Origin of the sequence: Streptomyces sp. RKAG290 (assembly GCF_023701695.1) — a bacterium.
GTDB lineage: Bacteria > Actinomycetota > Actinomycetes > Streptomycetales > Streptomycetaceae > Streptomyces.
In genome coordinates this window covers 7,874,309-7,894,875 of sequence record NZ_JAJOZC010000001.1, presented here as the reverse complement: position 1 = coordinate 7,894,875, position 20,567 = coordinate 7,874,309, and the positions used below count along the sequence as shown (strand labels likewise).

Annotated in this window: 13 protein-coding genes and 2 pseudogenes; 8 read left to right on the top strand and 7 right to left on the bottom strand. The window is 67.1% G+C overall.

Annotated elements, in window-relative coordinates; all coding sequences use genetic code 11:
* The 4 genes and pseudogenes from LNW71_RS36690 to LNW71_RS34965 all read right to left on the bottom strand — a co-directional run.
* Positions 1-1,087 (bottom strand): glycoside hydrolase family 76 protein (locus tag LNW71_RS36690; protein ID WP_250971842.1); only part of this gene is annotated, 1,087 nt, incomplete at its 3' end.
* Between the two features lie 297 nt (positions 1,088-1,384).
* Positions 1,385-1,789, bottom strand: a complete 405-nt coding sequence (locus LNW71_RS34975; protein WP_250971841.1) for a hypothetical protein — start codon at positions 1,787-1,789, stop codon at positions 1,385-1,387.
* A gap of 774 nt (positions 1,790-2,563) precedes the next feature.
* A complete protein-coding gene (locus LNW71_RS34970; protein ID WP_250972258.1) occupies positions 2,564-2,977 on the bottom strand; it encodes an RICIN domain-containing protein in 414 nt (137 codons plus the stop codon).
* Between the two features lie 54 nt (positions 2,978-3,031).
* A pseudogene (locus LNW71_RS34965) lies at positions 3,032-4,198 on the bottom strand (glycoside hydrolase family 64 protein); the annotation flags it as partial.
* A 1,374-nt stretch (positions 4,199-5,572) separates the two neighbouring features.
* Here LNW71_RS34965 and LNW71_RS34955 point away from each other — a divergent pair.
* The 6 genes from LNW71_RS34955 to LNW71_RS34930 all read left to right on the top strand — a co-directional run bounded on the left by LNW71_RS34955 (position 5,573) and on the right by LNW71_RS34930 (position 13,987).
* Positions 5,573-7,774 (top strand): galactosylceramidase, encoded by a 2,202-nt coding sequence (locus tag LNW71_RS34955; protein ID WP_250971840.1) that lies wholly within the window; start codon positions 5,573-5,575, stop codon positions 7,772-7,774.
* Positions 7,741-7,953 (top strand): ricin-type beta-trefoil lectin domain protein, encoded by a 213-nt coding sequence (locus LNW71_RS34950; RefSeq protein WP_250971839.1) that lies wholly within the window; start codon positions 7,741-7,743, stop codon positions 7,951-7,953. The genes LNW71_RS34955 and LNW71_RS34950 overlap by 34 nt, the downstream gene beginning before the upstream one ends.
* 850 nt (positions 7,954-8,803) lie before the next feature.
* Positions 8,804-9,823, top strand: coding sequence for a glycoside hydrolase family 76 protein (locus tag LNW71_RS34945; protein ID WP_250971838.1), 1,020 nt, complete (start codon positions 8,804-8,806; stop codon positions 9,821-9,823).
* Positions 9,824-9,989: 166 nt separating this feature from the next.
* On the top strand, positions 9,990-11,135 hold the full coding sequence (locus tag LNW71_RS34940; protein WP_250971837.1) for an SGNH/GDSL hydrolase family protein: 1,146 nt from the start codon (positions 9,990-9,992) through the stop codon (positions 11,133-11,135).
* Positions 11,136-11,350: 215 nt separating this feature from the next.
* On the top strand, positions 11,351-13,390 hold the full coding sequence (locus LNW71_RS34935) for a PQQ-dependent sugar dehydrogenase (RefSeq protein WP_250971836.1): 2,040 nt from the start codon (positions 11,351-11,353) through the stop codon (positions 13,388-13,390).
* Positions 13,391-13,606: 216 nt separating this feature from the next.
* The gene (locus LNW71_RS34930) at positions 13,607-13,987 is read left to right on the top strand and encodes a MarR family winged helix-turn-helix transcriptional regulator (protein ID WP_374119499.1); all 381 of its coding nucleotides are present in this window, start codon (positions 13,607-13,609) and stop codon (positions 13,985-13,987) included.
* A gap of 55 nt (positions 13,988-14,042) precedes the next feature.
* On the opposite strand, the gene LNW71_RS34925 is transcribed toward LNW71_RS34930, so the two are convergent.
* Positions 14,043-14,555 (bottom strand): MarR family transcriptional regulator, encoded by a 513-nt coding sequence (locus LNW71_RS34925; RefSeq protein WP_250971834.1) that lies wholly within the window; start codon positions 14,553-14,555, stop codon positions 14,043-14,045.
* 594 nt (positions 14,556-15,149) lie between these two features.
* Here LNW71_RS34925 and LNW71_RS34920 point away from each other — a divergent pair.
* The gene (locus tag LNW71_RS34920; RefSeq protein ID WP_250971833.1) at positions 15,150-16,082 is read left to right on the top strand and encodes an NADP-dependent oxidoreductase; all 933 of its coding nucleotides are present in this window, start codon (positions 15,150-15,152) and stop codon (positions 16,080-16,082) included.
* 322 nt (positions 16,083-16,404) lie between these two features.
* A pseudogene (locus LNW71_RS34915) lies at positions 16,405-17,258 on the top strand (SDR family oxidoreductase).
* 712 nt (positions 17,259-17,970) lie between these two features.
* Here LNW71_RS34915 and LNW71_RS34910 read toward each other — a convergent pair.
* Both LNW71_RS34910 and LNW71_RS34905 read right to left on the bottom strand, forming a co-directional pair.
* The gene (locus LNW71_RS34910; protein WP_250971832.1) at positions 17,971-19,719 is read right to left on the bottom strand and encodes an NPCBM/NEW2 domain-containing protein; all 1,749 of its coding nucleotides are present in this window, start codon (positions 19,717-19,719) and stop codon (positions 17,971-17,973) included.
* On the bottom strand, positions 19,674-20,567 hold the full coding sequence (locus tag LNW71_RS34905) for a LamG-like jellyroll fold domain-containing protein (RefSeq protein ID WP_250971831.1): 894 nt from the start codon (positions 20,565-20,567) through the stop codon (positions 19,674-19,676). Before LNW71_RS34905 ends, LNW71_RS34910 begins: the two co-directional genes overlap by 46 nt.

The following is a 20,567-nucleotide window of genomic DNA, read 5'->3' as shown; positions in this document are numbered from 1 at the left end:
TTGAGAAGCTGCCGCTGTGGGTGTTCTTGATCTCGTAGTAGCCGTTGCTCTGCCGCACGAACGACCAGGATGCGCTGCCGTCAGTGGTGTCGCCGGCCTGCACGACGGGCGCGGAGTTGGCGGTGGAGGCACCCTGGACGGCGAGCGATAGGCCGCTGGTGGCGCTCTTGATCTGGTAATCCCCGGAGAAAGGGGAGGCGGCGGTGTCGGGGAGGACCTGGAACAGGCCGACCATGCCGTTCATCTCGAAGGCGTCGGGATTGGGATCGTTGGTGGGTTTGGTCCAATCGTTCCAGGTGAGGTTGGAGCTGTTGCGCACGCTCCATGCCTGGGCGGCGTTGTTCCGCATCCAGGTCTCGTACCGGCCGCAGTTCCCAGCATCGGTGCAGTAGTCGCTGATGCCTTTGAACAGCCAGTACTGGTAAGAGCTGCCGGCTGTCTGGTTGTTCGCCACGACCGGCACCGTGTTGAGGAAGTGGTCGGCGGTGCGCTGTGCGTCGTCGCGGTAGGAGGTGTTTCCGGTGATCCGGTAGAGGTTGTCGGCCGCCTCGATCCACGATCCGGCGTTGTAGGCGTTGTCCGATGCCTGCAGGACCGTGCCCCCGTTCTTGCCGTTGGGGAAGGCGATGCACTCGTTGACGACACCGCTGGTGGTGTTGACCAGGTGGCTGCGCGCCCAGTCGTAGATAGCCTGGGCCTTTGTCAGGTAGGCCCCGTCACCGGTGATCTGGTAGAGGTTCGCGGCGATGCTGATCATCGGGTTGTTACTCAGGGAGCATTTGCTGTAATAGGTGTCGTTCTCCCAGATTCCGCCGCCGCCGTCGCCGCTCCACCCCTTGGCATAGGTCTTGTTGAACTGGTCGGTGGCTACGTTGAGCCATGTGGTGTTGCCGGTCTGCTGGTATCCGCGCAGGACAGTGGTGATGTCCCAGGCGATGTCGTCGTTCCAGCCGTCCCAGGACTCCCAGGTGGTGCCCTCGTACTTGATGAAGGTGTTGACGAGATCGATGACCGCTGCCGATCCGGGGCTGCGTGTGTGCGCTCGTACACGTCCTGCGCAATCTGGATGTCCAGCGCGGCGATCCACATGCCGGCCCGCGTGGTGCCCTTGCTCTTCAGCTGGCTGGTGTAGTAGGTGTCACCGTCAGCCTGCACCAGGAAGTTGTCGTTCCACGCCTGGTAGACGGTATCGGGAGAGGGCAGGGCCGCGGCGTGCGCAGTGGGGGCGACGAGCAGGCCCGCGGCACCGAGCGCCAGCGTCGCGCAGCCCACAGCGAGGGACCTCAGTCGTTTCATGGGGGTAGCCGATCTGTTTGTTTGTGCAGCAAGGGATGGGCCGGGCGGGGCAGGCGTTACGGGAGTGCGCCTGTGCCGCCCGGAGTATTTAGAGCGGTGAGGGCGTCCATTGCTGGTTGTTCTGCGCCGTGTCGAGGTTGCCGGACTCGACGACCAATATGTGGCACAGCGGGCAGACTGCCGAGATCCTGTCGATGTCCAGCGAAGCCTCTGTGCCCCAGCCGGGGTCTGGGGCAGCGTAGTTGTCTTGCTGACCGCTGCCGTTGACCTTGCGGAAGCAGCCGTTGGCAGTGGTGCAGACGGGCAGGCCGTACTGCGCCCGATAGGTCGCCAGGTCGGATTCGAGGTTCGGGTTGTCCGCCAGTTCCGTGACAGCCACTGTCGCTCCGGCCCCGTTCGACGCCGCGGCTGATGCGATGTTGTACGCGCTTCGCAGGTCCGAGGGGCCGTAGCCGGACGGTGTCGCCTGCGGGGCAAGCGCGTTATCGTGCACGGCGTGGACATCCGTGCGGATCAGCGTGAGACACACTGGGCTGCCCGGGTGCAATGGCTTGGCACAAGCTGCTCGTCGTGGCCTGCGGGGAAGCGGTGGCGTCTGCCATGGTCGGGGTCGCGAAGGCGATTCCGGCCACGACGACCAGAGCTGACGCCCCTCTGAGGAGCTGTCTCATGAGTTCCACCTGTCGAATATTGACCCGCGTATGCACATGTCCGGCGAAGGACCGGTGTGCGGCATACCGCATCGCGGGGAGCGGAGGGGCTCAGCAGATCCACCGATGTCCCTGGCTTTCGCCATGAACTGTGATGGCCACCATGAACAGGCGGATCCTTCCGTCAGGCTTCTTGAGCGGGCTCCTGGCCGCGCTGCCGTCAGGTGCGTGACGTTTCCCTCGCGTTGACAGCCGACTACGTCGGTGGGTGTTGTGGCAGCGGGGCTAGCGCCCCGCCTGCCGAAGACGCGGAGGCCGGATCCTTGGCATGGACGAACTGCACTGGCACCTCCCTTGCCATGGGGGATCACGGCACGCGCGGGGCAACCGAGGAGAACCTGACATGCCTTCCGGAAACGTTGACGCGAAACGTGAAGTGTCCGCATCCGAGGCTTCGGGGCAAGCAGTGGCTATCCCGGGGATGCGGGGGCACAGCTGCACCCGCGCGACACGCGAGACTCCGTGATCCGTCGGCCGGGTTGAGGCCGGTCCTTCCGGTGAGCGGGGCGCTCCTCACCGGAAGAAGTCCACCTTTGGGAGCCAGGCGTTGAGTGGGCCTACCCGGCGTCGAGTCGGAAGGACTGGTTGGAGCCGCCGTTGCAGGTCCACTGCTCCAGGAGGGCTCCGTCCGCGGTGGAGGCGCCGGTGACGTCCAGGCACTTGCCACTGGCCCGGGAGACGAAGTGGTAGCTCCCGTCGGACTGGGCGACCGGCTGCCATTGCTGGTTGGCGCCACCGTCCTGGGTCCAAGTGTCCAGAGCGGTACCGTCGGCGCCAGAGCTGGCCGGACGTCGAGGACTTGGTGATTGGCGGCGGAGTTGCGGTTGGCGATCGTGTAGTAGCCGCTGTCGGTGGGGCGAACTGCCACTGCTGGTTGGCCTGACCGCCACAGGTCCACTGGAGCAGGGGGTTCCGTTGGCGATGCCGGCGCCGGAGGCGTCCACACACTTCGCCGAGTTGGAGTTGACCATCCTGTACCAGGCTGCGGTGTTGATGGGCCCGGAGGGGCCGGTTCCTCCACCGCCGCTGAACGAGTCAAGCGTGATGGATGCCTGCTGAGGGTTGTCGTCGTGCACCAGCGACTCGTGGTTACCGACATCGTCGAAGGCGAAGGCGTAGGCTTTGCCGTCAGCCATCTGCGCGTGCAGGTTCTTGGCGTAGTAGTTGGTCACCCCGTCCTGGTAGAAGCCGGCGGCGCTGGTGTCGGGCTGGTTGGGATTGGTGAGCAGCGTGGAGCGGTTGTACCCGGCGCACAGGGTGCGGGAGATCGGGCCGCGGACCAGGTCGTTGGGAGCGTCCAGCAGCTTGTAGCAGCCGAAGATACTGTCCGAGTCCGGCTTCTGGAACGAGGTGACGACCGCTCCGGAACTGTTCGTGAAGTTCATGGTGTTGCCCGAGACGCGCCCGTAGAACTTGGTGTTGGGCTGGTCGGTGAAGGGCGTAACCGTCAGAGTCGAGGAACTGTACTTCGACCACACCCGGTTGACGTAGTCGTCCATCTGACTGGCCGGCAGCGCGCCGGACTCGATCCCGTGCCCGGGTTCACGGCCCGCAGCACCGTGCCGTCCGAGCGGGTCTGGATGAGGTTGCCCCAGCCTCCGGGCTGCGCGCGCAGGGAGTTGAAGAAGGCGTTATAGCCACCGGGTTTCAGCGCGCCGGTGGTCTTGGTGCCGCCCGGACCCGAGACGCCCACGGTGTAGGGGACAGCGAACATGTCGACCTGCGTGCTGTTGATCCATAACCCGGCGTCGTTGAGGGTGTACTCAGACCAGTCGAAGAGAATGTTGTGGTTCGGGTCGGATGGGTTCTGCACTGCGGGCTGCACCAGTCCGCCGGTGGTCAGGCGGAAGTCCAGCTTCTGGCCGAAGGAGAAGTAGAGCCGGCCGGAGAACTTCGGGATCCGGATGGTGACGGACTGGCCGTTCGCCGGGCCGGCGATCGACGCGTCCGGGGCTGGGGTGGGGGATTACCACCCGCGGGCCAGGGGTGGAAGGTGCCGTTGGCGTCGGCCCAGCCCTGCCGCCCGTGGAGAGCTGAGTCCCCAGGTCGTAGATGTAGATCTGCTCACTGCGGCCTGAGTGGTTCGTGTAGGTCAGCGGGATCGTGTCGGGCACGGCGGCCTCAGCGGCGGGTGCCGCGCCGAGCGTGGTCAGTCCTGTTGCGGCGAGCGCCGCGACGAAGAACGAAGTCAGTGTTTTCCGTGCGATGAGCACGTGTCTCCTCCTGGTGGGGAGATGATCTCCTGAGGGCGGGACGTGCGGATGCGGGCTGATCCGGGGCCAGGCCGACCGTCCTTGGTCGAAGCACATGCCCCGTCCGGGAAGGGAAGATCAAAGGCCTAGACCTTTTCTGAGAGCGCTCTCAGAATTACGGCGGACGTTCGGACCTGTCAACGCTTTGGACGCAAAATTCCTCGACTCCCCCGCCAGCCACACACCCGACTGCTGTGGATCGCCTGGCCGTAAACACCTAAATATCCCAAACCAGTCGGCCCTGCGTCGGGGGCGCCGCCTCACCAGCCCTCCTACATCTTTTCGCTCGCGGCCCGCGGGAGGAGCGGTTACCTAGCGCTGAAGTGACATCACGGGTCCCTGCCACGGCCATGCGCTCTGAGTGCAAGACGTAGCTTGCACCTACCGACTCGGACACCGAAGCGCCAATGTGGCCACCGGTTACGCGGAAGCCAGGCAATCCCTGGGCGGCCAGCGGCCCTCGAAGGACACGCGGCCCCACCTTTCGCAGGCAAAGGATCACGGCGTCGACTGCACCCCGCCGTTGGGCCCAGCATGCAAACCCGTCTACGTAGACCGGTTACCGGAGCATTCACGACGGGAACCGGCGAGAGCTGCGTCGTCCATCTTCCGCCCGGTTGCTGGGCGAGTGGCCTCTGGGCAGCCTGGTAGGGGTTCAACATCGGCAGTCGGTATACGAGTTCGGCGACGGAGCCACAGGATGTCGATGCGGTGAGGAGCGGGAGCTCGGGAGCCTCAGGGTGACGCGGGGCGCACTGCCGGTGGAGAAGACGTGACCGAGGGCCGCCGCTGAAGTTAGCGAGAGGGCGCAGTCGCGTCAATAGTCCGGACCAATCATCGGATCGATGCCGTGCTTGCCTCTAGCCAGTGACTCAGAAGCGCTTCTGACGGGCGTTCGGCTGGACGTCTGGACGTCTTCCGGGTCGCCGCGGCGCCCGGGTGAGGGGCTCTGCGGGATGCGATTGGATCAGTGCCGCGCCCGGAGAGCTGCTGGGATGCCGCGCCGGCTTGATGACCAGACGGGCATCCCCCGTTGATGGCATGAGTCCGAGGAGAAGCCCGGCCCACTGCTTCGCGACATGGCCGGGAGGTCGATCGGACTCTTGGTACATCGCGAACAGAGATCGGTTGGCGGGTCTCACGAAGCCGTAGCGACGGTCGTACTTGTGCAGACTTGATTTTTTGCTGGGCCTCTTGACCGTGAATCAAACATGACCGCACAATGTGCCCCGTTCTCCCGACGTTCCATCGGGCTGCTCCCTCTCAGGTGGCACGCGCCGTGAACCCCCCATCCTCAGTTGAAGGAAGTCGGCCATGAGACAGCTTCGATTACTCGCCCCGCTGTGGGTGCTTGCGCTCCTCGCTGCCGTCCTGGCGGTGAGTGCCGCTCCCGCGCAGGCCGCCACCACGTCCATCAGTGTGGATGGCACCCAGAGCGGCCGGACCTTCGACGGTATCGGCGCCATCAGTGGCGGTGGCGGCAACTCCCGTCTGCTGACGGACTATCCGGCCGCCCAGCAGTCGCAGATCCTGGACTACATGTTCAAGCCGGGTTACGGCGCCAACCTCCAACTGCTCAAGTTGGAGATCGGCGGTGACGCGAACTCCACCGACGGATCCGAGCCGTCGATCGAGCACACTCGCGGCACCATCAACTGCAACGCCGGTTACGAGTTCTGGTTGGCCGAGCAGGCCAAGGCCCGTAACCCCGACATCGGCCTGTACGGGCTGGCGTGGGCCGCACCCGGCTGGATCAACGGCGGCTTCTGGTCCACCGACACCATCAACTACCTGATCTCCTGGCTGGACTGCGCCAAGCAGCACAACCTGAACATCAAGTACCTGGGCGGCTGGAACGAGCGCGGCCACGACGTCAACTGGTTCATCCAGCTGCGCTCGGCGCTGAACGGCGCCGGGTATTCCGGTGTCCAGCTCGTCGCGGACGACAGTGGCTGGAGTGTCGCTGACGACATGGCGAAAAACCAGGCGTTCAACGACGCCGTGTCGATCATCGGTGCGCACTACTCCTGCAACGGGGGTGACGGGGGCGACGCCAAGACCTGCTCCAGCAGCGCCGCGGCGAAGGACAACGGCAAGCCACTGTGGGACAGCGAGAACGGCTCACAGGACATGAACACGGGTGCGCCGGCGCTGATCCGCGCGATCACCCGCGGCTATACCGACGCGAGGATGACCAGCTACTTCAACTGGCCGCTGATGGCCGCGATCTACCCGAATCTGCCCTACAACACGGTCGGCCTCGCCACCGCGAACTCGCCCTGGTCGGGCAACTACCAGATCGGCGCGAGCACCTGGGCCACCGCCCAGGTCACCCAGTTCACCAAGCCCGGGTGGAAGTTCATCGACTCCGCCTCGGGCTACCTGGGCGGCAACGAGAACAACGGCACATACGTGACCGTCAAGTCGAACACCGGCTCCGACTACTCCACGATCCTGGAGACGACCACGTCCACCGGGTCGCAGACGGCGAACTTCACCGTCCGGGGCGGCCTGTCGACCGGTTCCGTGCACGTGTGGGCCACCAACGTCAACAACCCCAGCAACGCGACGTCTTTCATCCACACCCAGGACATCACTCCGGTCAACGGCTCCTACTCACTGACGATGCAGCCCGGCTACGTCTACACGGTCAGCACCCTCGGGGGCCAGGGCAAGGGCACCGCGACCGCTCCAGCAGCGCACCCCCTCGCTCTGCCGTACAGCGACAACTTCGACAGCTACGGCAACAACGTCCAGGCCACGTACATGTCCGACATGCAGGGCTCGTTCGAGGTCCAGCCCTGCGCGGCCGGCCGTGCGGGCAAGTGCGTGCAGCAGATGGCCCCGGTCAAACCGATCGAGTGGCAGGACGACTCCGACTCGTACACCTTGATCGGCGATCCGAGCTGGTCCAATTACACCGTCAGCTCGGACGTGTTCCTGCGCAGTGCCGGCACGACCGAGCTCCTGGGCCGCGCCAACACCCAGCAGCGTCCGCAGTCACACATGAACGCGTACTACCTCCGCATCCGAGACACCGGCCAGTGGTGGATCGAGAAGATGCAGACGGACGGCTCGAACCACACCCTGGCCACCGGTACCACCACCGCGCTGGGAACAGGCAAGTGGCACAACCTGTCGCTCACCTTCCAAGGCTCGCAATTCACCGCCAAGCTCGACGGAAACCAGTTCGGATCCGTCAGCGACGGATCCTTCCAGACCGGCCAGACGGGCCTGGGCATCCAGGGCTACCGCACCGACCAGTTCGACAACCTCTCCATCACCCCCGGCACGGGAAATCCCCCCACCGGCGGCACCGGACAGATCAGCTCGGTCCTCAACGGCGACAAGTGCCTGGACGACTTCACCGGGTCGACCACCGCGGGCGCCGTCGTGGACATCTGGGACTGCAACGGGTCCCGGCACAGCAGTGGACCGTGGGCAACGGCTCCGTCGAAACAGGCGGGCTGTGCCTCGACGTCGTGGGCAACGGCACCACCAACGGCTCCCTGGTGAACCTGTGGACCTGCAACGGCGCCGCGAACCAGCAGTGGAACGTGAGCAACGGGGCCCTCGTCAACCCACAGTCGGGCCGCTGCCTCGACATCCCCGCACTCAACACCGCCAACGGCACCCAGCTCGACATCTGGGACTGCAACAACGGATCGAACCAGAAATGGAACCTCCCTTCCTGATCCAGCGGTGAGGAGGCTCGGGCGGGCGCAGAGCACCGCGCCCGCCCGTGCCGGTGACGCCCGGCACACTGTCCGGCTCCCGGCGCCCTGCCGCTCCGGGTTCGTGCTCCATCACCCCGAGAGGTACACGATGTCGAGACTTGTCCGCAGGCTCCGTCCGCGGCCGAGGCATCATGGATTCCGGCTGCCGGCCGGGGTGGCCGCGTTGGTCCTGGCCGCGGCCGCCCTCGCCGGCACTGGGTCGTCGACCGGGACGGCGAACGCCGCGAGCGGTGCCCCCGTCCGACGCTGTCCTTCGCCAACGCCGCGACCCAGGCGAAGCTCGGCGCCACCTACACCCTATCGACGACGGCCTCCGCACCGACCGCGCCGGCAACGACCGGCCCACATACATCTATACCAGGGGCCGGGCGAGCTGCACCGGGCCACCATCTCCAGCACCTCCCCCAAACCAGCACCCGCAGCAACCTGCATGAGCCGGCCGGCGCCATCCCCGACCCGAACTCCGGCTAATGCCTGGAAGCCGATGGCGGCACCTGAGACCACGGCGCCGGAGCTTTCCTGCGGACCTGCCACACCGGACCCGGCCAGAAGGGGACCCTGGCGTAGCGGGGAGGAGGGGGATACGGATCATTCGTGAGCCCGTTCTGCACGCTGAGCCGCTCCAAGGCCCCCGACGATGACCTATGCGTAGTCAATCCAGCCATATACCCCACAGGAGAACGCACATGATCAGACGCAGATCGATCCTCGCAGCGGCCACCGCGGCGGCCGGAATGGCCGCGGTCGGGCAGGCGACGCAGAGTTCCGCCGCGACGCGCCGGAGCCCGGGGACGCGGCACCCGACACCGTGGCATTAGGGACGGACAACACCGACGCCGCCTTTGCCGCGCTGAACAGCGCGTTCCTCATCTCCAACGGCGATCAGCGGTACTACAAAGAGTCCCTCAACAAGGCGGAGAAAGACTACTTCTGGCGCCAGGCACTGGACATCCAAGCGGTCCAGGACGTGCATGACAGCACCCCGCGCACGGAAACGCGCGATCTGACCGGCCGCCTCCTCGACACATTCCTGCAGCAGAACCAGGGTGGGGGCGGACTGTACGACTGGAGCTGGAACGAATACAACGACGACTTGCTCTGGGCCGGGCTGGCCTTCGCACGCGGCTACAAGATCACCGGCAACCGGACCTACCTGGACCAGGCTCAGTACGCCTTCAACCGGGTTTACGACCGGGGCTGGGACGGTGCCCTCGGCGGCGGCATCTGGTGGAGTATCTACAAAAGCGACAAGAGCGCACTCAGTAACAGTCCAGCGGTCATTCTCGGCTGCCTGATCTACGAGTCGAACGGTGACCGTGGATATCTGGACAAGGCACGAGCGATATTCGACTGGGTATGGGGGACGCTCCTCGACCCCTCGACCGGCGGCGTGTACGAGACCATACAGGCCGACGGAAGTCGCGCGAGCGGACAGACGGTGTACACGGCAGGCGCCTTCGTCGGTGCGGCTCAAGCTCTCTACCGCAGCACCCGGTTGCAGTCCATCTTCAACGACGCGCAGCGGACCGTCGACTGGGTCATACGGGAACGCACCGTCAACGGAATCATGACGAACGGACAGCGGGAAGGAACCTGGCAATCCGAGTTCGCCCGAGGCATGGGCGAGTTCGTCCGCGAGAACAACCTATGGGGTCAGTACTACGACTTCATGAAGCGCAACGCCGACGCGGCATGGAACGCGCGGCGTACGGACCTCAACCTGACCTGGAACCGCTGGGACGCCCAAACACCGCGTGACGACACCCGGGCGGTCGAGGCCATCGGCACGGTGATCATGCAGGCGGTCACCCCGGCAGTCCGGCCGTAACAGTGATGTGGCGACGGGGCCAGCTGGGGCGCCAGCCGGACATGGCTCCGGCGTCCGGCGGCTTCCCTACTTGCGCTCCGCCTTGCCTTCGCGTGTTGACAACGATGTCGTCGGTCGACCGCCGACCATCCACCCGTACCACTGTCCCCAACAGGAGGAACCGCTCATGCAAAGACTCAGAGCCGCCCTGGTCGCCTCAGTGATGGCCGCGCTGGGCACGGCAGCAGCCCTGCCGGTGACGGCCACAGCTGCCACGCCATCCACGGCCGTGACCGCCTCGCATGCCGACGCCGCCGCCGCGCCGACCTCCCTGCGCCTGATGCCGCTCGGGAACTCGATCACATGGGGCGTCGGAAGCCCTTCCGGCAACAGTTACCGGGGTTTCCTGTGGAACAGCCTGACTGCCCAGGGGCACGCGCTGGACTTCGTCGGGTCCGGCCGCAACGGTCCCATGTCCGACCCGGACAACGAGGGGCACTCCGGCTGGCGCATCGACCAGATCGCCTCCGTCGCCGACTCCGTACTGGCTCAGTACCGGCCCAACGTGATCACGCTGGAGATCGGCACCAACGACCTGAATGGTGACTACCAGGTACCGACCGCGCCTGACCGGATGAGCGCCCTGATCGACCAGATTCTGCGAGGAGCGCCCGACGCGACTGTGCTGGTCGGCACCGTGATCGTCTCGACCAGTACGACCGAAGAGGCCAACCGGCCCGCGTTCAATGAGAAGTTGATTCAGATCGTCCAGTCGAAGACGGCCGCAGGCAAGCACGTGCGGCTTGTCGACATGAGCGCCCTGACGGCCGCCGACCTCTCCGACGCACTCCACCCGAACGACAACGGCTTCAGCAAGATGGCCGACGCCTTCAACGCCGGGATCCAGGCCGCGGACGCCGCCGGCTGGATCAAACCCCCCGTCGCCGTCGGCGGCCCGGTACGGTCCGGCATCGCGGGCAAATGCCTGGACGTCAATTCCGGCAGCAGCGCCAACGGCACCGCCGCACAGCTCTGGTCCTGCAATGGCACCGACGCGCAGTCCTGGTCCGCGTCCTCCGACGGCACCCTGCGCGCACTGGGCAAGTGCCTGGACGTCACTGGCGCTGCCACCGCCAACGGCGCCAAGGCCGAGATCTGGGACTGCAACGGCGGCGCCAACCAGCAGTGGCAGCCCTACAACGGCGGGTACCGCAACCCGGCCTCAGGCCGCTGCCTCGACGACCCCGCGTCCGCCACCGCCGACGGCACGCAGGCGGTGATCTGGGACTGCAACGGCGGCGCCAACCAGCAGTGGACCACACCCGGCGCGTGACCGAAGCCCCGAGGGCATCGGGCGCTGCCCCGTACAGCCGATTGCGTCAACGGCAGCCGGCTGTGGATCTGGAGCCGCCACCGGCGGTCCCCACCAGCAAGATTTACGCCGCAGTCAGCCTGCTTTGTCTGCGGCCCCACTCCACCTGCAAGGAGTAGCCCGTGTTCCGCAACACACAACCCAGACGACGGCAAAGAGCGTTATCGAGAGCTGTCGTGGCCGTGCTCGCAGCTCTCGCAGCCCTGGTGGCCATGCTGACGACCACCGCTGCCACCGCAGCGGCAGCGGGCGGCTCCGCCGTGACCAGCACTGCGTCGGGGCGATGCCTGGATGTGATCGGTCAGAGCACGGCGTCCGGGGCCGGAATCAACATCTACGACTGCAACGGGAACGCCAACCAGGCATGGACCTTCACCGCGGCCGGTGAACTGCGGGTCTACGACAATCCGCTGTGCCTGGACGTGGTCGGCCAGGTGACCGCGGCTCCGGCTGCCCTGCAGACCTATCCATGCAACGGCGGCGCCAACCAGAAGTGGAAGATCGACAGCACCGGCACCATCACCGGAGTCCAGTCGGGGCTATGCCTCGACGTGACCGGCGGCGACACCGCCAACAGCACCCTGGTCGGCCTGTGGACCTGCAACGGGCAGGGCAACCAACAGTGGAAGACGACCGCGGGCGATGCGCAGCCTCCCACGGTGCCCGGCAACCCGCGGGTGAGCAACCTGCAGTGCGACTCAGTGACGTTCGCCTGGAACGCGGCCGGCGACAACATCGGGGTGTCCTTCTACGACGTGTACCACGACGGCCAGCTGATCAAGTCGGTCAGCGGCAACACGCTGTCGACGAGCCTGACTACCGTACCCGGGATCACCTGGGGGCTGTACGTCAACGCGCGCGACAGCGCGGGCAACGTCTCGCAGGCCAGCACGACGGTGCCCATCACGCCACCACAGTGCCAGGCCGACACCCAAGCGCCGACGGCCCCGGGGTCACTGACCGGGACTGTCGCCGGCACCACGGCCACGCTGAAGTGGTCGGCCTCCACCGACAACGTCGCGGTCAAGTTCTACGACATCTACCGTGGCACCACCAAGGCAGGAACGGTCGCCGGCAGCGGAACAGTGCCCCCGGCCACTACGTTCACCGACAGCGGCCTGCCCGCAGACTCGGCCTACCAATACTACGTGGTGGCCCGCGACGCACAGGCGAACGTGTCCGCGCACAGCAACACCGTCTCGCTCACCACCGGTTCCGCGTGCGGCAACCCGGTGTGCGCGGTCACCCAGATCGCCACCGACACCGACATCCCATGGGGCCTGGTCACCCTCCCCGACGGCACGATCCTGTACACCCGCCGTGACGCCCACGACATCATCCACCTCAACCCCGCCACGGGCGCCAAGACCACCGTGGGCACCGTGCCCAACGTGGAGAACACCGACGGCGAAGGCGGCCTCACCGGCCTCGCCATCTCATCCAGTTACGCCAGCGACCACTGGCTGTACATCATGCACACCTCACCCACCGACAACCGGATCGTGCGGATCAAGCTCGACAACGACAAGCTGACCACCAGCAGCGAACAGATCCTGCTCAGCGGTATCCTGCGCAACAAGTTCCACGACGGGGGGCGCCTGCGCTTCGGCCCCGACGGCAAGCTCTACGCCAGTACCGGCGACGCCCAGAACGGCGACAACGCGCAGAACAAGAACAGCCTCAACGGCAAGATCCTGCGCCTCAACCCCGACGGCACTTTGCCCTCGGACAACCCCTTCGGCAACTACGTGTGGAGCTACGGGCACCGCAACCCCCAAGGGCTCGCCTTCGACTCCCAAGGACGCCTGTGGGAGCAGGAGTTCGGTAACGGGATCATGGACGAGACCAACCTCGTCACCAAGGGTGGCAACTATGGCTGGCCCGCCTGCGAAGGCACCAGCGGAACCTGCGGCACCGCCGGCTACATCGCCCCCAAACACACCTATCCAACCGCCGACGGTTCCTGTTCCGGCATCGCCATCGTCCGCGACGCGCTCTACGTCGCCTGCGAACGTGGCACCCGCATGTACCGCGAAGTCATCTCCGGCAGCGACCTGACCAACGTCCAGACCTACTTCAACGGCACCTACGGCCGGCTGCGCACCGTCGAACCGGCCCCCGACGGCGGCCTGTGGCTGACCACCAGCAACGACGGCGACAAGGACAGCATCCCCAACAACACCGACGCGAAGCTCTTCCACGTCACACTCGGTTGACCCGAGGCATGAAGGGCCGGTGCCGCGTCCTCGCCGGATTCGCGGCACCGCCCTGCCCCCTCTCGGCCGACGGGGTCTGCGGGCCCCAGGTGTCGTGGGCGGGTGAGCCCAGCGTCCCGCACCCACCCGACTTCCGGTACATCTCCTGGCGGCGCATCGCCTGACCCGGTCCGGCTCGCGGCCTGGACCGCGTTTTTGCACGCTCACTCACGGCTGATGGAAGTACTGGAGGAGGAACTACGTCTGGCTCACACCATGTCCATGGCCGAGTACGACGTTCTCCATCACCTGGCCCAGGCCTCGGGCGGACGACTGCGCATGCGGGACCTGGCCGACGCCTTGCTTTACACGACCAGCGGCATCACCCGGCTTCTTGACCGCATGACATCAGCCGGCCTCGTGATGCGTGAGGCGTCCGCCACCGACCGGCGCGTCGTCTACGCCGAAATTACCGCCGCGGGCCGGACCCGCTTCCGCCAAGCCGCGCGCACCCACCTGGCCGGAATCCAGAAACACTTCGGATCCACCTTGCGCGATGAGGAAGCCGACCCGGTCGCGGCCTTCATGCAACGCCTTGCAGACCCTGGTCAGCACTGACCAGGCTTGCTCCCCCTTAAAGGGAGTACTCGCATTGCCATGGGTTCCGGGCTGCTCAGCGGCGCCAGGGCAGGTCCTCGGCACCATCCTGAGTCTGCAAACGCTCGGCGATGACGTCGGTCAGAACTCCGAGACACCGTTGCTGTTCCGCCGTCAGGCCGTCAAAGACGTAGGTGCGCAAAAGCGATGCGTAGCCGGGTCCGGTGTCCGCGACCAGAGCGCGACCACCGTCGGTGAGTGCCGCGAACAGCTGCCGGCCGTCTCCGGGGCACTCCTCACGCACGAGCCAACCCTTACCCTCCAGACGGAGGACGGCATGTGCGAGGCGAGACCGGCTGATTTTGACTTCGGCCGCCAAGTCGGTCATGCGCATCCGGTGCCCCGCAACCTTGGAGAGCTGGACGAGCAGCCTGTAGTGCACGTGCGGCATACCTGCGGTCTTGGACGTGTGCCGGTCGAGCCGATCAGACAGCAACGCTGTGGCGCGCAGGTATCCCGACCACAGCCGCTCCTCGTCTTCGGCGAGTGCATGGCCCTGACCGGCAAGAACTTCAGCGCCGTCGATCACGGTCCGCTCCTTCGCCTCTGGGGTATCTGGTTGAATTAACAACAACTGTTGCGTCAATCATTCCGAAGTTCCCCCTCGGCTCAGGCACCCGCCCCCGGTCGGGCTGCCGGAATCCTTCTGCATGATGCGGCGGAGGCGGAGATCCGTAAGGAGGCGCTGGGGGTGGCGGGTCTGATCAGCCTGTACCACTGACGAGACCAGCGGCCCGAAGGTTGCGGACCCCCGATCTGCCGGAGCTCTACCCGTATGCAACGTCGCAGGGGCGGCACCGGGACACCGGGCGACAGAGGCACCCTCGTTCTGCCACTTCACGAATGACCTACTGACAGTGCCCATGGCAGAGGCACTGACGTTGTTTGCGGCAGACGACGCTCCTGGAGCCTGGTGGTCCTGTTCGTGGCCGGCGACATCAAGTGAGAACCAGAGCAGCGACCCTGGCCGCTCGTCCACCGACGCGGTCCGCGTGTGGCACTGCGGCGTACAAGACGTTCGAATGGAGGGCGACACGTCCGCGCCCGGCAGTGGGCCGAACCGCCCCGTCCACAATTTCCTAAGGGCTTACCCGCACAACATCGCCTAGAACGAGGAACCTCTATGCAGGCCATCACCGTCCAGGACCCCGACGCGGGCATCAGCGGCCTCACCTTGAACGAGGTGCCATACCCCCATATGGCCGAGAACGACGTCATCGTGCGCGTGCACGCCGCCGGGTTCACCCCTGGCGAGCTGGACTGGCCGGGCACCTGGACCGACCGCGCCGGGCGCAGCCGTACCCCGAGCGTGCCAGGGCACGAACTGTCGGGCGTCGTCGCCGAGCTGGGCTACGGGACCACGGGGCTGACCGTGGGCCAGCGGGTGTTCGGCCTGACCGACTGGACCCGCAACGGATCGCTGGCCGAATTCACCGCGGTCGAGGCCCGTAACCTCGCTCCGCTCCCGGCGGACATCGACCACACGGTGGCCGCCGCCCTCCCGATCTCGGGGCTCACCGCCTGGCAGGCCCTGTTCGACCACGCCCACCTCACCACAGGCCAGACGGTGGTGATCCACGGCGCCGCGGGAGGTGTCGGCTCGATCGCGGTACAGCTTGCCCGGCAGGCCGGCGCCCGCGTGATCGGCACCGGCCGGGCCAGAGACCGGGAAACCGCCCTGAAACTCGGCGCGGATGCTTTCGTCGACCTCCAGGGAGGACGGCTCGAAGAGATCGGCGATGTAGACGTGGTGTTCGACGTAATCGGCGGCGAGATCCTCGACCGGTCCACCGGACTCGTCCGCGCGGGTGGCACCCTAGTCACCATCGCCCAACCACCCACACTGCAACCCAGGGACGGCCGGGCCGTCTTCTTCATCGTGGAACCCGACCGTGCACGACTCAGCGACCTCGCCCAGCAACTCCGCCAGGGGCGTATCAAGCCGGTCATCGGGGCAGTACGCTCTTTGGCCGAAGCGCCCCAGGCATTCGCCCCCGAGCACCGCACCTCCGGCAAGACGATCATCCGCGTGCCACACCAGGGAACGGACGCCTAAGCACTGGACGACCGAGGTGCTCTGGAGATGTCACTACTTAGTGATGATCCAGGCGTCGGAACACAGAGCTGGCGCCTCGAATCGCGCCCCAGCGTGTCGCTCCTTGAGCTGTCGGTTCTCCTCCGTCAGCAGCAGAGTCGGCCCGACCAGCTTCTGAGCACAGTCCCGAGCCGTGGCCAGCCGTTCGCACAGGGAGGCGTTCCGGTCCACGACTCGTACCGCGCGCGGCTGCGGTGGATCTGACAGCTGCGTAGCCTGAAGTGCAGAGCGGCGGCAGGGCCCACGCCTGCGGTACATCCACCGTTCGATTGGAAATGTCGCCATGACCGTCCTTGTCACCGCAGCCTCCGGGCAGCTCGGCCGCCTCGTTGTACAGAGTCTGCTGGCGAAGATTCCCGCAGACCAGGTAGTCGCCGGGGCCCGCAATCCCGACCGAGCCGCTGACCTCGCCGCCCGGGTGCTCAGGTGCGCAGCGTCGACTACTCCAAGCCCGGCACCCTCAAGGGCGCGCTTGACGGAGTGGACAAGGTTCTCCTTGTCTCCGGCCCTGAGCTGGGAGAGCGGGTCGCTCAGCACCAGACCGTGATCGATGCGGCGAAGGAAGCGGGCGTGGGCCTGCTGGCCTACACCAGTGTCCTGGAAGCGGACACGGCGACCTTCACCCTCGCGAAGGACCACCAGGCCACCGAGGCGGCCATCAGGGCCTCGGGCGTGCCTTTCGTCTTCCTGCGCCACGGCTGGTACACCGAGGTCTACACGGCTCAACTCCCGACATACCTGCAGTACGGAGCTGTGGTCGGCAGCGCTGGCGACGGGCGGGTGGCGTCGGCCGAGCGGAGGGACTTCGCGGAGGCTGCGGCCGTGGTGCTGAGCGAGGAGAGCCATCGGAACACTGTCTATGAGCTGAGCGGCGACCGCGCCTGGAGCTTTACGGAGTTGGCCGCTGAGGTCGCCTCGCAGTCAGGGCAGACAGTGGTCTACCGCGACGTCTCGCCGCAGGCCCACACCCAGATCCTGCTACAGGCGGGACTTCCCGAGGCCTTCGCGCGGGTTCTGGTCGACGCGGACTCTGGCATCGGCCGCGGCGAACTGGCAGCTACCCCCGGTGACCTGGCCCGCCTGATCGGCCGTCCCACGACTTCGCTGGCTGACAGCGTGAGGGCCGCCCTGCGGTAGGCCTGCCCCTTTGACGAGGTCCAGTCCGGACTTCAGCGTGCGGCAGTAGGGGGCGCAGGCTCTTCGTGGTCAGGTGCGGAGGGAAGGTGTCGCTGGCGAGCGGCTCTGCGGCAGGACCAGCGCGCCAAGGCCAGGGTGGTGAGGCCAAGTGGTCCTCGGACGTCAGAGCCGCGGAAGTCGCCGACGACCCGGCCCAGGCCGCCGAGGCCGCCGCGGAGGCCCTCGCCGACGTGGCCGAGGCCGACACCGTCTCCCCTGCCCTCCCATTCGGCCCACCCACCGACGGCATTGGAGAACCCGGTGACCGGCCACCACGGCGAGCCTGATGTCATCTTCTACATAGTTGAGTCCGGACCGCTCAGCCCGATGCCCCACCGGGCCGGCAGTGGGACGAGCGCGTCGGCAAGCACCACGACCCCGACCGCGGACCACGCCGACGGCGGCGGGCCACTTGCGGCAGCTACGCCGGAGGACGGCACATGAACGTCGCCGCGTCGGCCTGCACTGGACACGCGCGCCATCACCGCTATGCGTAGCCCTCAGCAGCCCACGGGCGCGCGAGGCGCCAGCCGATCTCCGCTCACCCGCTCGCGGCACCGCCCCGCCCACGCGGCGTGGCGGGCAGACATGCGGCCCCGGCCGGGACGCCGTTGAGGCGTTCCGGCCGGGGCCGTCAGGGACCTGCCCCGGCGGGGGCCGGGCCGTCAGGGCGTCACGTGGCGCAGTGCACGGTGGCGTCGCCCCAGTCGGAGTGGTCCTTCGCGTCGCCGTCGCCCGAGTCGGTGACCCGCAGCGTCAGCCGCTGCGCGCCGGTCACGTCGGCGGTGACGGGCACGGCCGTGTCGGCGTTGGTGAGCTTCTTGCCGGTGTAGACCTTCTTTCCGTCGGCGAGCACCTCGAACACGACGCTTCCCTCCGGGTCCGCCTCCTCGTCCAGACCGACCTCGGCCGCGAACTCGGTGCAGGAACCGCCGAGATAGACCTCGACGGTCGAGGGGGCGTGGACCCCGAGACCCTTCTTGTAGGTGTTCTCGCCGATGGTGAGGGTCGTGCCATCACCCGCTGCCGCCTCGCCGTTGCTCCGGTCGAGTTCGACCGGACCCCAGCCGTTGTCCGCGGTGAGCAGGTCGAGATCGGAGACGTACACCTTTCCGACGGGCGCGGGCGGCGTAGCTTCGAGGCCGATCGACGCCTCGGCGCTCACGCGTGCCCCACCGGTGGACGTCGCGGTGACCACGGCCGTGGTCAGACGCTTGCCGATCGGACCCTCCTTGCCGCGGGTGATCTTCACCTCGATGGTCTTCTTCCCCCCGGCGGCCACCTCACCGACACGGGCGGAACCCGCGTCCGCGGTCCAGCCGTCGGCCGGGGACACGGACACCGAGGCGTCCCTCAGGGGACGATCGCACGGGTTGCCGACGGTCAGTTCCGCCTTCGTCGACGCCCCCGGCGGGAGGGAGGTGTCGTGGGCGGTCAGCTTGGCGGTCGGGGCGCACACCACCGGTCCGGCGGGCTTGCCCGTCAGCGCCTCGGCACCTGCGAGGGGACGCAACCGCAGGGAGTACGCGTACTCCTCGGTCGGCCGCACCTGATACTCGGGCAGCACGGTGTGGAACGTCTCGCTCACCCCGCTGACCGCGTGGTCGAGGTGCAGGGTGTTGCCGTTCGGGTTCTGCTTCAGCGCGAAGGGGTAGGCCGCGCGGTCCAGGTCCGTGTACGGGGTGACCCCGGCGGAGAACGCCGCGGAGTCCCCGGAGACCAACAGACCGTTCCTGCCGTCCGAGAGGGAGGCCCAGCGGACCTCCTCGTGGTTGCCGTAGTCCTGCGGGCGCAGGTAGCCGGAGAACTGCTTGTCCACGTCGGTCGCGTAGACGCCGACGGGAGCGCCGTCCTCGCGGTCGTTGTAGTTCTCCTCCGGCCCTCGTCCGTACCAAGTGAACTGGTCGTAGCGATCCTGGAGTTGCAGCGAGAGGCCGATGCGCGGCAGATACGGCACGGTGCGGGCCCTGCCCTGTGCCTGGGCGCGGTGGTCGATGCGCAGTTCGCCGCTTCCGGAGACGGTGTAGCGGATGCTCTGGGCGAAGGAGGAGTTCTTCACCCCGGGCGCCGCCACGGTGCTGGTGACGGCGACGACGACCGAGCCGTCCTCCTCGGTGACATGCACGGTGGCCGGCTTGGTCTTCAGCCGGTCCAGGCCCGCGTCACGCCAGGATCCGTCCTCCGAGTTGATCTCGTTGGCGACCGGGGCGCGCCAGACGTCCAGTTCGGGCCCCTTGCTGAGCAGTTCGTGGCCCTGTGCCCTGATGGACGTCAGCTCGCCGCCGGCGCGGTCGAAGCCGTATGAGAAGCCCTTGCCCTCGACGGTGACCCGGCCGCCGGAGTCGGTGGTCCTCAGCGAGCCGGGTGCCTGCGCCTTCACCACACCGGCGAGTTGCTTGCCGCCGATATCGAACTGTTCCACCGCGACGGTGTGCCCGGCGGGGCCCACGCGGTGCTCGCGGCCTGTACGGCGCGTACGGTCAACTGACGGTCGGCGTCCTTCGGGTTGGCGGGCGGCTCGGGAAGCTGGACCTCGGCCGAGCGGCCGGGATCGATGGCGAGCGGACGGGACCCCTGGGCGAGCGCCTTCGCCCCCTCGGTGATCTTCCAGGTCAGCCTCAGATCGCCCGTGCCGGTGAAGGAACGCTCGTTGAGTACGGTGACCTTCCCCGACCCGGCCTTAGGGCCCGAGATCCGGATGGGCGCGTGGACGGCGGCCAGTGCGCGCGTCTCGGGCTGCAGGGTGCGCTCGGTGCTGACGAGACCGTCGACACCGCCCATGCCCGACCCGTACGACTGATAGGTGCCCTCGGTCCTGAGCTTCTCGAAGTCCAGCGCGAGGACCGCGTCGGATGCGGGGTCGGGTTCGAGCTGCTTCGCGGTCAACGCCTGATGGTAGACCCGCACCTGGTCGATGACCCCGTGGGCCATGCGGGTGGACATACCCTCGGTGCCGGTCTCGGAGTTGCGCCCGATGTTCACCGGCTGAGCGGAGTAGGCGACGGTGCCCTTGAAGGCCGTGGCGGCGACCTGCCTGCCGTCGATGAGGAGCTTCACGCTGCTGCCGTCGAAGGTGCCCGAGGCGCGGTGCCAGGAGCCGTACCAGTCGTCCGGGACGGTGACCGACGCGCTGTGCTGCTCGGCGTCGTCGCCCTGGACGGTGAACTCCAGGGTGTTCTCGTCCTTCATCCGCAGGGCGTAGCTGTGGTCGCCCTTGGAGGCGATGGTGAAGTCACCCGTCCAGGAGGCCGGCTCGACCCAGGAGTCCAC